The following is a 12,244-nucleotide window of genomic DNA, read 5'->3' on the forward strand; positions in this document are numbered from 1 at the left end:
TTCTCTATTCGCCATGGACTCCAGGCTTACTCGGCGGCGTCGCCGACGGCAGCCTGCAGTTCGCTTTCCAGCGCATCGGCGAAGTCGCGGTCGCGCTGGGCGGCCAGCGACTTCATACGGTTCATGATGGCGCCGGTGCCGACCGGGATCAGGCGGCCGACGATCACGTTCTCCTTGAGGCCGATCAGCTTGTCCACCTTGCCGCCGACGGCGGCCTCGGTGAGCACGCGGGTGGTCTCCTGGAAGGACGCGGCCGAGAAGAACGACCGGGTCTGCAGGCTCGCCTTGGTGATGCCGAGCAGAACCGGCATGGCCTTGGCGATCTTGCGACCCTCGGCAGCCGTCTTGGCATTCACCTCGTCGAACTCGCTGCGATCAACCTGCTCGCCGATCAGGAAGGTGGTGTCGGCAGGATCGGTGATCTCGACCTTCTGCAGCATCTGGCGGCAGATCACCTCGATGTGCTTGTCGTTGATCTTCACGCCCTGCAGACGATAGACCTCCTGAATCTCATTGACGAGATAGTTGGCCAGAGCCTCGACGCCCATCACCTTGAGGATGTCGTGCGGTGCCGGGTTGCCATCGAGCAGATGGTCGCCCTTGCGCACGAAGTCGCCTTCCTGCACGGCGATGTGCTTGCCCTTCGGGATCAGGTACTCGACCGGATCGGTGCCCTCTTCGGCCGGCTTCAGGATCAGGCGGCGCTTGGCCTTGTAATCCTTGCCGAACTCGACGCGGCCATCGATCTCCGCGATCACCGCATGGTCCTTCGGACGCCGGGCTTCAAAGAGCTCGGCGACGCGCGGCAGACCGCCGGTGATGTCGCGGGTCTTGGTGCCTTCCACCGGGATACGGGCGAGCACGTCGCCGGCATGCACCTGCGCACCGTCCTCGACCGACAGGATGGCATCCGCCGACAGGTAGTAGCGGGCCTCGGCGCCGCTCACCAGGGTCAGCACTTCACCCTTGTCGTTACGCAGGGTGATGCGCGGACGCAGCTCGCTGCCCTTCGGGTTCTGCTTCCAGTCGGAAACGACCTTGTAGGAGATGCCGGTCGACTCGTCGGTGGCCTCGCGGACCGACACGCCCTCGACGAGGTCGCGGTAGTTCACGATACCCTCGCGCTCGGTGATGATCGGGCGGGTATACGGATCCCACTCGGCGATGCGCTGGCCCTTCTTGACCTTGCCGCCTTCGTCGGCCACCAGGCGGGCGCCGTACGGCACCTTGTGGCGTGCACGTTCGCGACCGTTGGCGTCGACCAGGATAACCTCGCAGTTGCGGCCCATCACCACGAAGCGACCCTGGCTGTCGGTCACCAGGTTGCGGTTCGCGATCTTGATGGTCGCATCATAGGCGGCCTCCAGGCTCGACTGCTCCGCCACCTGGGCGGTGCCGCCGATGTGGAAGGTGCGCATGGTGAGCTGGGTGCCCGGCTCGCCAATCGACTGGGCGGCGATCACGCCGACCGCCTCGCCGATATTGACCTTGGTACCGCGAGCCAGGTCACGGCCATAGCACTTGCCGCAGACGCCGGTTTCGCTGTTGCAGGTCAGCACCGAACGGATCAGCACGCTTTCCACGCCGGCCGTTTCGATACGGTCGACATCGCGCTCCTCGATCAGGTCGCCGGCCTTCACCAGCACCTCGCCCGAGAGCGGGTGCTTGATGTCGGTGGCCGTGGTGCGGCCCAGGATGCGCTCGCCCAGCGTGGCGATCACCTCGGCGCCTTCCACCACCTCGCGCACGGTCAGGCCGCGCTCGGTGCCGCAATCCTCCTCGGTGATGATGCAGTCCTGCGCCACGTCGACGAGGCGGCGGGTCAGGTAGCCCGAGTTGGCGGTCTTGAGCGCCGTATCGGCCAGACCCTTGCGGGCGCCGTGGGTCGAGTTGAAGTACTCGAGCACGGTCAGGCCTTCCTTGAAGTTCGAGATGATCGGCGTCTCGATGATCTCGCCCGACGGCTTGGCCATGAGGCCGCGCATGCCGGCAAGCTGCTTCATCTGGGCGGCCGAACCGCGGGCGCCGGAATGGGCCATCATCCAGATCGAGTTGATCGGCTTGCGGGCGCCGGTCACCTGGTCGATGTCGGTCTGAATGACCTTCATCATCTCATCGGCGACGCGGTCGGTGCACTGCGACCAGGCATCGACCACCTTGTTGTATTTCTCGCCCTGGGTGATCAGGCCATCCTGGTACTGCTGCTCGTACTCGCCGACCAGCTTGCGGGTTTCCTCGATGTGCTTTTCCTTGGTCAGCGGCACGACCATGTCGTCCTTGCCGAAGGAAATGCCCGCCCGGAAGGCGCGGTTGAAACCAAGCGCCATCATGCGGTCGCAGAAGATGACCGTCTCTTTCTGGCCGCAATGACGATACACCACGTCGATGACGTTGGTGATCTCCTTCTTGGTCAGCTGCTGGTTGATGACCCGGAACGGCACGTTCTTGTGCTTGGGCAGGATCTCGCTCAGCAGCATGCGGCCGGGCGTGGTGGTGACGCGCGCGATGATCGGCGTGCCCTCGGCATCCACCGTGTTGAGGCGGGCCTTGATGCGGTGATGCAGGCTGATCGCCTTGGCATCCAGTGCCTGCTGGATTTCCGCCACGGTCGAGAAAACCGGGGTCTTCTCCACGACGGCGCCATTCTGGATCAGACGCTCGAGTTCGGCCTTCACCGCGGTCTTCGGAATTTCGACGTTGGTCTTCGGGTCGAACAGGATGACGTCGTCTTCCGTCCAGGCCTTCAGCAGGGCGGCACTATCCTTGACCTTGAGCACGTTGCCCAGCGGTGCCGGGCGCTCCATGGTCAGGTAATACAGGCCGAGCACGATGTCCTGCGACGGCACGATGATCGGCTTGCCGTTCGCCGGGCTGAGGATGTTGTTGGTCGACATCATCAGCACGCGGGCTTCGAGCTGGGCTTCCAGCGACAGCGGCACGTGCACCGCCATCTGGTCACCGTCGAAGTCGGCGTTGAACGCAGCGCAGACCAGCGGATGCAGCTGGATCGCCTTGCCCTCGATCAGGGTCGGCTCGAAGGCCTGGATGCCCAGACGGTGCAGGGTCGGCGCGCGGTTCAGCAGCACCGGATGCTCGCGGATCACCTCTTCGAGGATGTCCCAGACCTCCGGCCGCTCCTTCTCGACCATCTTCTTCGCCATCTTGACGGTGGCGGCCAGGCCGCGCAGCTCAAGCTTGGAATAGATGAACGGCTTGAACAGCTCAAGCGCCATCTTCTTCGGCAGGCCGCACTGGTGCAGCTTCAGCTCGGGGCCGACCACGATGACCGAACGGCCAGAATAGTCGACACGCTTGCCGAGCAGGTTCTGGCGGAAGCGGCCCTGCTTGCCCTTCAGCATGTCGGACAGCGACTTCAGCGGACGCTTGTTGGCGCCGGTGATGACGCGGCCACGGCGGCCGTTGTCGAACAGGGCGTCGACGGCTTCCTGCAGCATGCGCTTTTCGTTACGCACGATGATGTCGGGCGCGCGCAGCTCGATCAGACGCTTCAGGCGGTTGTTACGATTGATGACGCGACGATACAGGTCGTTGAGGTCCGAGGTGGCGAAGCGACCACCATCCAGCGGCACCAGCGGGCGCAGCTCGGGCGGGATCACCGGCACCACGGTCAGCACCATCCATTCCGGGCGATTGCCGGAATCGATGAACGACTCGATCAGCTTCAGGCGCTTGACCAGCTTCTTCGGTTTCAGTTCCGACGTCGTCTCGGCCAGCTCCTGCCGGATGTTCTCGCGCTCCTTTTCCAGGTCGATGGCGATCAGCAGGTCGCGGATCGCCTCCGCGCCGATCTTGGCGACGAAGGCATCATCGCCATATTCTTCCTGGGCGCGATAAAGCTGCTCTTCCGTCAGCAGGTCGAACTGCTTCAGCGGGCTGAGGCCCGGCTCGACCACCACGTAGTTCTCGAAATACAGAATGCGCTCGAGATCCTTCAGCGTCATGTCCAGCATCAGGCCGATGCGCGATGGCAGCGACTTGAGGAACCAGATATGCGCCACCGGCGAGGCCAGCTCGATATGGCCCATGCGTTCGCGCCGGACCTTGGAGAGCGTGACTTCGACGCCGCACTTCTCGCAGATCACGCCGCGATACTTCATGCGCTTGTACTTGCCGCACAGGCACTCGTAATCCTTGATCGGGCCGAAGATGCGGGCGCAGAACAGGCCGTCACGCTCCGGCTTGAAGGTGCGGTAGTTGATGGTCTCCGGCTTCTTGATCTCGCCGTAGGACCAGGAGCGGATGCGCTCCGGCGAAGCGATCGAGATCTGGATCTGGTCGAAGCTCTGGGCGCCCTGCGGCTGGCCGAAAACGTTGCTCAGTTCGTTCATGTCTGTCTCCTATCGGAGGATGCGTTGCGTGATGATCAGTAGGAGCGCTGCGACAGCTCGACATTCAAGCCGAGCGACCGCATCTCCTTGACCAGCACGTTGAACGATTCCGGAATACCGGCTTCGAAGTTGTCGTCGCCGCGCACGATGGCCTCGTAGACCTTCGAGCGGCCGGCCACGTCGTCCGACTTCACCGTCAGCATTTCCTGCAGCGTGTAGGCGGCACCGTAGGCCTGGAGTGCCCAGACCTCCATTTCGCCGAAACGCTGGCCGCCGAACTGCGCCTTGCCGCCCAGCGGCTGCTGGGTAACCAGCGAGTACGGGCCGATGGAGCGGGCGTGGATCTTGTCGTCGACCAAGTGGTGCAGCTTCAGCATGTAGATGTAGCCGACCGTCACCTTGCGGTCGAACGGCTCGCCAGTGCGGCCGTCGACCAGAGTGACCTGACCCGACTTGTCCATGCCGGCCTTTTCCAGCATCTCGACGATGTCCGGCTCATGGGCACCGTCGAAGACGGGGGTGGCCATCGGCACACCGCGGCGCAGGTTGTCGCTCAGCTCGATCACCTGCTCGTCCGAGAGGTCGGCGATCTTGTCGGTATATTCCTGCTTGGAATAGACCGTCTTCAGCACCTTGCGCAGGTCCTCGGCCTTGGCCGTGTTGCGGCGCACCTTGTCGAGCATATCGCCGATCTGGCGGCCCAGGCCGGCCGAAGCCCAGCCCAGATGCGTCTCAAGGATCTGACCGACGTTCATGCGCGAAGGCACGCCCAGCGGATTCAGCACGATATCGACCGGCTGACCGTCCTCGAGGTAAGGCATGTCTTCCTCGGGCACGATGCGCGAGATGACACCCTTGTTGCCGTGACGGCCGGCCATCTTGTCGCCCGGCTGCAGCTTGCGCTTCACCGCGACGAAGACCTTGACCATCTTCATCACGCCCGGCGGCAACTCGTCGCCGCGCTGGAGCTTCTCGACCTTGTCTTCGAAGCGCTTCTGGATGCGCGAGGTGGCGGCATCGTATTGCTTCTTCAGCGCCTCGATGTCGGCCATCGACTTTTCGTTCTTGAGGCTGAGCTGCCACCACTGGCCTGGAGTCAGTTCCTGCAACACTTCCTCGGTGATCTTGCCGCCATCCTTGAAGCCCTTCGGGCCCTTGTCGGCCTGCTTGCCAAGCAGCAGTTCCTTCAGGCGGCCATAGATCGAACGCTCGATGATCGCCTTCTCATCGTCGCGGTCCTTGGCCAGGCGCTCGATCTCGGCGCGCTCGATGGCCAGGGCGCGTTCGTCCTTCTCCACGCCGTGACGGGAGAAGACGCGCACTTCCACGATCGTACCGGAGACACCCGGCGGCACGCGCAGCGAACTGTCGCGCACATCGGAAGCCTTCTCGCCAAAGATGGCGCGCAGCAGCTTCTCTTCCGGCGTCATCGGGCTTTCACCCTTCGGCGTGATCTTGCCGACCATGATATCGCCCGGATGCACCTCGGCGCCGATGTAGACGATGCCGGCCTCGTCGAGATTCTTGAGGCCTTCCTCGCCCACGTTCGGGATGTCGCGGGTGATTTCCTCGGGGCCCAGCTTGGTATCGCGGGCCATCACCTCGAATTCCTCAATGTGGATCGAGGTGAAGACGTCGTCCTTGGCGATCCGCTCGGAGATCAGGATCGAATCTTCGAAGTTGTAGCCGTTCCAGGGCATGAACGCGACCAGCACGTTGCGGCCCAGGCCCAGCTCGCCCAGCTCGGTGGACGGACCGTCGCCGATGATGTCGCCAGCCTTCACCACGTCGCCCACCTTCACCAGCGGACGCTGGGTGATGCAGGTATTCTGGTTCGAGCGCTGGAACTTCAGCAGCTTGTAGATGTCGACATTCGACTTCGTCATGTCCGTCTCTTCCGAGGCGCGGACGACGATGCGGGTGCCGTCGATCTGGTCGACGATGCCCGAACGCTTGGCGACGATGGTGGCGCCGGAATCGCGGGCGACCACCTCTTCCATGCCGGTGCCGACCAGCGGCGCTTCGGCGCGGATCAGCGGCACCGCCTGACGCTGCATGTTCGAGCCCATCAGCGCGCGGTTGGCGTCGTCGTTCTCAAGGAACGGGATCAACGCCGCGGCAACCGAGACGAGCTGCTTGGGCGACACATCCATGAAGTCGACGCCTTCGGGGCGGACCATGACGAAATCGCCGTTGCAGCGGCAGGATACCAGGTCGCCGACCAGCTTGCCTTTGGCATCGACCTCGGCATTGGCCTGGGCGATGGTGTATTTGCCCTCTTCCATCGCGGTCAGGTAGACGACCTCGTCGGTCATCTTGCCTTCACGGATGCGGCGGTACGGGCTTTCGATGAAGCCATACTGGTTGACGCGGGCATAGGTGGCCAGCGAGTTGATCAGACCGATATTCGGGCCTTCCGGCGTCTCAATCGGGCAGATGCGGCCGTAATGGGTCGGGTGCACGTCGCGCACCTCGAAGCCGGCGCGCTCGCGGGTCAGACCACCCGGGCCAAGGGCCGACAGGCGGCGCTTGTGGGTGATTTCCGACAGCGGGTTGGTCTGGTCCATGAACTGCGAGAGCTGGCTGGAGCCGAAGAACTCGCGCACGGCCGCCGCTGCCGGCTTGGCGTTGATCAGGTCATGCGGCATCACGGTGTCGATATCCACCGAGCTCATACGCTCGCGGATCGCGCGCTCCATACGCAGCAGGCCGATGCGGTACTGGTTTTCCATCAGCTCGCCGACCGAACGGACGCGGCGGTTGCCCAGATGGTCGATGTCGTCGATTTCACCGCGGCCGTCCTTGAGTTCGCACAGGGTGCGCACACAGGCCAGGATGTCTTCGGTGCGCAGCACCCGCACGGTGTCGTCGGCTTCGAGGCCGAGGCGGGCGTTCATCTTCACGCGGCCGACGGCCGAGAGGTCATAGCGCTCGGAATCGAAGAACAGGCCGTGGAACAGCGCTTCCGCCGTATCCATGGTCGGCGGCTCGCCCGGACGCATGACGCGATAGATCTCGAACAGCGCCTGCTCGCGGCCCTGGTGCTTGTCGGCAACCATGGTGTTGCGGATATAGGCGCCGATGGTGACATGGTCGACGTCGAGCACCGAAATCTGTTCGATGCCGGCGGCTTCCAACATCTCGATCTTCTTGACGTCGAGCTCCTCGCCCGCCTCCAGATAGATCTCGCCGGTTTCCTCGTTGACGATGTCGAGCGCGTTGTACTTGCCGGCCATGTCCTGCGGCGCGACCAGCAGCTCCTTCAGGCCCTCGTCGGCCAGCTTCTTGGCCAGGCGCGGGGTGATCTTGGTGCCGGCCTCAACCGCGACCTTGCCGGTCTTGGCATTGATCAGGTCGGAGTTCAGGCGCACGCCGCGCATACGCTCGGCGTTGTAGTCGGTGCGCCAGCCCTTCTTGTCATGCTTGTAGATCGCCTTCTTGTAGAAGGCGTCCAGGATCTCTTCCTGGGTCAGCCCCAGGGCGAAGAACAGTGTGGTGACGGGCAGCTTGCGGCGACGGTCGATGCGGACATGCACGATGTCCTTGGCGTCGAACTCGAAATCGAGCCACGAGCCGCGATACGGGATCACGCGGGCGGTGTAGAGATACTTGCCCGAGGAATGGGTCTTGCCCTTGTCGTGATCGAAGAACACACCCGGGCTGCGATGCATCTGCGAGACGATGACGCGCTCAGTGCCATTGATGATGAAGGTGCCCTTGTCGGTCATGAGCGGCATGTCGCCCATGTAGACATCCTGCTCCTTGATATCGAGCACCGACTTGGCCTGGGTGTCAGGATCCACTTCGAACACGATCAGGCGCAGCGTCACCTTCAGCGGGGCGGCAAAGGTCATGCCGCGCTGCATGCATTCGTCGACGTCGTATTTCGGCGCCTCGAATTCATATTTCACGAATTCCAGCGATGAGGTCTCGGAGAAATCCTTGATCGGGAAGACCGACTTGAAAACGCCCTGCAGGCCCGCATCGGGGCGCTGGTCGGCGGCGTCATGCATCATCAGGAAGCTCTCGTAAGAGCTTTTCTGCACCTCGATCAGGTTCGGCATCGAGGTGACGCTCGGGATGCGCCCGAAGCTTTTGCGAACGCGCTTGCGGCCGGTGAACGACAAGGTCATGTCTGTCCCAAATCTATATCTGTGCGGCGTAGGTCACGCCGCGCGGGGTTCGGACAGCGATAAATTTCACGGGCCCATTATCCCGCCGGGCGATCGCCGCGCCCAAATTCCGAAAACCGCATTGACCCGCCGGAAATCCCGCGGCGGACGGGGGTGTGTAAAAAACGGCAAAAGCTCCGGCGACCCGGAGCGGTATTCAAAGGGTGTCGGGGCAGGCCCACACCGGACCCGCCCCGCACCTGTACGCGGACCTTACTTGATCTCGACCTTGGCGCCAGCGCCTTCGAGCTGGGTCTTGATCTTGGCAGCTTCGTCCTTGTTGACGCCTTCCTTGACCGGCTTCGGCGCACCCTCGACCAGGTCCTTGGCCTCCTTCAGGCCCAGACCGGTGATGGCGCGCACTTCCTTGATCACGTTGATCTTGTTGGCGCCGGCATCAGCGAGGATGACGTTGAACTCGGTCTTCTCTTCGGCGGCAGCGCCACCGGCAGCAGCGCCACCGGCAACAGCGGCAACGGCGACCGGAGCAGCAGCCGACACGCCCCACTTCTCTTCGAGAAGCTTGGCGAGTTCGGCGGCCTCGAGAACGGTGAGCGACGACAGTTCGTCGACGATCTTCTGCAAATCAGCCATTTCAGTTACTCCTGGTTAGATAGGTTCGATTACCTGTTTGGACTAGTACGGTTCGGCTTGCGGCCTTAACCCTTGGTGGCATAGGCATTGAGCACGCGGGCCAACTGGCCTGCGGGCGCCTGCACGACGCCGGCGACCTTGGTCGCGGGCGCGTTGAGCAGGCCAATGAGCTTGCCGCGCAGCTCGTCGAGCGACGGCAAGGTTGCCAAAGCCTTCACACCATCAGCGTTCAGCACGGTGTCGCCCATGGCGCCGCCAACAACAACGAACTTCTCGTTCTTCTTGGCGAATTCCACGGCGACCTTCGCTGCCGCGACCGGATCATTGGCATAGGCAATGCCGGTCGGACCCTTGAAGAGATTCTTCAGGGACGCGTAGGTGGTGCCCTCGAGGGCAAGGCAGACAAGACGGTTTTTCGCGACCTTGAAGCTGGCGCCAGCGGCACGCATCTGACGGCGCAGCTCAGTCACCTGAGCAACGGTCAGACCGTTATTCTGGGTTACAACGACAACCTCGGCCTTCTTGAAGACCTGGCTGAGCGTCGCCACCATCTCCTGTTTTTGAGCACGATCCACTGCTCGTCTCCTAAACAAGGAATCAGGCCAATGTTCCTTACGGATACTGGCTGATCCTGGTTGGCACTTGAGCGATCGACTTGTCGCCCCGGCTTTGTCGTTTCCGACTCCGCCGTACTGCGGCAAACCGATCACCCGGTTCGCCTGTCCCAGGGCTCGAACCTTCCTGAACCCGGCCTGGGCCGGGTTCCTGAAAATTCTCTTCCCCGTCTATGCAGGTGGCCACTTCCATTAAACCCTTCGGTTCGAAAACCTCCGGGGGCCTGCAGTCTCGGACAGGTTGCGGATATCCAGGTCTCCCCGAACACCGCTTCGCCGGCCCCTCCCGAGGGAAGGCCCGGCGAAACTCTTCAATACTTACGCAGCGGCCTTTTCGCCGCCGCCGAGCGCGTCGCTCAGCTCGATGCGCACGCCCGGACCCATGGTCGAGGAGAGCGCGATCTTCTTCACGTAATGCCCCTTCACGCCGGTCGGCTTGGCCTTCATCACGGCATCGATGAACGCCTTCACGTTGGCCAGGATCTGGTCTTCAGTGAAGGACGCCTTGGCGATGCCGGCATGGATCAGACCGGCCTTCTCGACGCGGAACTCGACCTGGCCACCCTTGGCCGCCTTCACGGCGCCAGCGACGTCCATGGTAACCGAGCCCAGCTTCGGGTTCGGCATCAGGCCGCGCGGGCCCAGCACCTTACCCAGCTTGCCCACCACGGCCATCATGTCAGGCGTGGCAATGCAGCGATCGAACTCGATCTTGCCGGTGTTGATGATCTCGGCCAGATCGTCGGCACCGACCAGGTCGGCACCGGCCTTCTTGGCTTCCTCGGCCTTCGGGCCTTTGGCGAAGACGGCGACGCGCACCGACTTGCCGGTGCCCGACGGCATGGTGACCACACCACGGACCATCTGGTCGGCGTGACGCGGATCGACGCCGAGGTTCATCGCGATTTCGATGGTTTCGTCGAACTTGGCCTTGGCGTTGCCCTTGACCATCTTGACGGCATCGGTGAGGCCGTAGCGGAGGTCCGGATTAACGGTCTTGGCGGCGGCGGTGTAGCGCTTGCCCTTGTTGCTCATGATCCAGATCTCCCCTTACTCGCCGCGAACGTCCAGGCCCATCGAACGGGCCGAACCAACGATCATGCGGCAGGCCGCATCGATGTCGTGAGCGTTGAGATCCTTCATCTTCTGCTTGGCGATCTCACGCACCTGATCCATCGTCACGGCACCCACCTTGTCACCACGACCGGTCAGCTTGGCGCCGGACTTGATGTTGGCGGCCTTCTTCAGGAAGTAGGTCACCGGCGGGGTCTTGGTGATGAAGGTGAACGAGCGGTCCGAATACACGGTGATCACCACCGGGATCGGCATGTCCTGCTCGAGATCCTTGGTCTGCGCGTTGAACGCCTTGCAGAATTCCATGATGTTGACGCCACGCTGACCGAGCGCGGGGCCAATCGGCGGCGACGGGTTGGCCTTGCCGGCCGGAACCTGCAGTTTGATGTAGCCTTCAATCTTCTTCGCCATACTCTGTTCCTTTCCTGCCTGGAACGATGTCGTCCCGTTAGCGGAGGCGCGGTGCGATCAGGGGCGGTCCGGCGAAATGGACCTTAGCTGTCTCCCACGCGGTGAACCGGGCCAGAAGCAAAAGCGGCCCGGGTACTGCAACCAGATCAGAGCTTCTCGACCTGGCTGTATTCCAACTCGACCGGGGTGGCGCGACCGAAGATCGACACCGCCACCTTGAGGCGCGCGCGCTCTTCGTCCACTTCCTCCACCACGCCGGAGAACGACGTGAACGGACCGTCGGCCACGCGCACCTGCTCGCCCACCTCGAAGGTGACGGAGGGCTTCGGATGCTCGACGCCTTCCTTCACCTGATTGGCGATACGCTGCGCCTCGGCCTCCGTGATCGGCGACGGCTTGCCGCCAGAACTCAGGAAGCCTGTGACCTTCGGCGTATTCTTGACGAGGTGATAGGTCTCGTCGGTCATATCCATCTTCACCAGCACATAGCCGGGGAAGAACTTGCGCTCGGCATTGACCTTCTGGCCGCGGCGGACTTCCACCACCTCCTCGGTCGGCACCAGCACCTCTTCGAAAAGATCGCTCATGCCCTTTTGCGCCGCGCCGTCGCGGATCGCCTGGGCGACCTTCTTCTCGAAGTTCGAATAAACGTGGACGATGTACCAGCGCGCCGCCATCGTCAGCTCCCCAGGCCGAGGATCAGCTGCACCGCAAAGCGCAGGATCGAGTCGACCGCAAAAAAGAACAACGCGGCGACCAGCCCCATGACGAAAACCATCGCCGTGGTGATCAGGGTTTCCTTGCGGCTCGGCCAGGTGACTTTGGAAGTCTCCTGCCGGACCTGCCGGAAGAACTCGATCGGACTGACTTTCGCCATCGCCTTGCTACCTACCTGTACTCTTCTTTGTCTGCGTCACGCTGGCAGGGGTGGAGGGAGTCGAACCCCCAACCCCCGGTTTTGGAGACCGGTGCTCTAGCCAGTTGAGCTACACCCCTGCACGCGCGTCAGACCTTCGCTCGGCGCTACAGG

The 12,244-nt window shown here is 62.9% G+C and carries 7 protein-coding genes, 1 tRNA gene and 1 pseudogene; all 9 read right to left on the reverse strand.

What is annotated here, in order from left to right:
• Nucleotides 1–77 precede the first annotated feature (77 nt).
• Nucleotides 78–4,349 (reverse strand): annotated as a pseudogene (rpoC, locus tag ACE3OO_RS19090) (DNA-directed RNA polymerase subunit beta'); the annotation flags it as partial.
• A 35-nt stretch (nucleotides 4,350–4,384) separates the two neighbouring features.
• Nucleotides 4,385–8,482, reverse strand: a complete 4,098-nt coding sequence (rpoB, locus tag ACE3OO_RS19095; protein WP_374305410.1) for a DNA-directed RNA polymerase subunit beta — start codon at nucleotides 8,480–8,482, stop codon at nucleotides 4,385–4,387.
• Nucleotides 8,483–8,734: 252 nt separating this feature from the next.
• On the reverse strand, nucleotides 8,735–9,115 hold the full coding sequence (gene rplL, locus ACE3OO_RS19100; protein WP_374305412.1) for a 50S ribosomal protein L7/L12: 381 nt from the start codon (nucleotides 9,113–9,115) through the stop codon (nucleotides 8,735–8,737).
• A 65-nt stretch (nucleotides 9,116–9,180) separates the two neighbouring features.
• Nucleotides 9,181–9,690 carry a 50S ribosomal protein L10 gene (gene rplJ / locus ACE3OO_RS19105; protein ID WP_374305414.1) on the reverse strand — a complete coding sequence of 170 codons (510 nt, stop codon included), beginning with the start codon at nucleotides 9,688–9,690 and terminating at the stop codon, nucleotides 9,181–9,183.
• 357 nt (nucleotides 9,691–10,047) lie between these two features.
• Nucleotides 10,048–10,764, reverse strand: a complete 717-nt coding sequence (gene rplA, locus ACE3OO_RS19110) for a 50S ribosomal protein L1 (protein ID WP_374305416.1) — start codon at nucleotides 10,762–10,764, stop codon at nucleotides 10,048–10,050.
• A gap of 15 nt (nucleotides 10,765–10,779) precedes the next feature.
• Nucleotides 10,780–11,214: a 50S ribosomal protein L11 gene (gene rplK, locus ACE3OO_RS19115; RefSeq protein ID WP_374305418.1), complete on the reverse strand. Its 435-nt coding sequence runs from the start codon at nucleotides 11,212–11,214 to the stop codon at nucleotides 10,780–10,782.
• 146 nt (nucleotides 11,215–11,360) lie between these two features.
• The gene (gene nusG / locus ACE3OO_RS19120) at nucleotides 11,361–11,891 is read right to left on the reverse strand and encodes a transcription termination/antitermination protein NusG (protein ID WP_374305420.1); all 531 of its coding nucleotides are present in this window, start codon (nucleotides 11,889–11,891) and stop codon (nucleotides 11,361–11,363) included.
• 2 nt (nucleotides 11,892–11,893) lie between these two features.
• Nucleotides 11,894–12,091, reverse strand: a complete 198-nt coding sequence (gene secE / locus ACE3OO_RS19125) for a preprotein translocase subunit SecE (protein ID WP_374305422.1) — start codon at nucleotides 12,089–12,091, stop codon at nucleotides 11,894–11,896.
• A 42-nt stretch (nucleotides 12,092–12,133) separates the two neighbouring features.
• Nucleotides 12,134–12,210 (reverse strand) — tRNA-Trp (locus tag ACE3OO_RS19130).
• Nucleotides 12,211–12,244: the final 34 nt, after the last annotated feature.

Origin of the sequence: Ferrovibrio sp. (assembly GCF_041906005.1) — a bacterium.
In the GTDB taxonomy this organism is placed as follows: domain Bacteria; phylum Pseudomonadota; class Alphaproteobacteria; order Ferrovibrionales; family Ferrovibrionaceae; genus Ferrovibrio.

What these genes read in the sequence shown, in the direction of transcription:
- rpoB (WP_374305410.1), bottom strand. Translation starts at nt 8,482, where the DNA reads ATGACCTTGTCGTTCACCGGCCGCAAGCGCGTTCGCAAAAGCTTCGGG.
- rplL (WP_374305412.1), bottom strand. Translation starts at nt 9,115, where the DNA reads ATGGCTGATTTGCAGAAGATCGTCGACGAACTGTCGTCGCTCACCGTT.
- rplA (WP_374305416.1), bottom strand. Translation starts at nt 10,764, where the DNA reads ATGAGCAACAAGGGCAAGCGCTACACCGCCGCCGCCAAGACCGTTAAT.
- rplK (WP_374305418.1), bottom strand. Translation starts at nt 11,214, where the DNA reads ATGGCGAAGAAGATTGAAGGCTACATCAAACTGCAGGTTCCGGCCGGC.
- nusG (WP_374305420.1), bottom strand. Translation starts at nt 11,891, where the DNA reads ATGGCGGCGCGCTGGTACATCGTCCACGTTTATTCGAACTTCGAGAAG.
- secE (WP_374305422.1), bottom strand. Translation starts at nt 12,091, where the DNA reads ATGGCGAAAGTCAGTCCGATCGAGTTCTTCCGGCAGGTCCGGCAGGAG.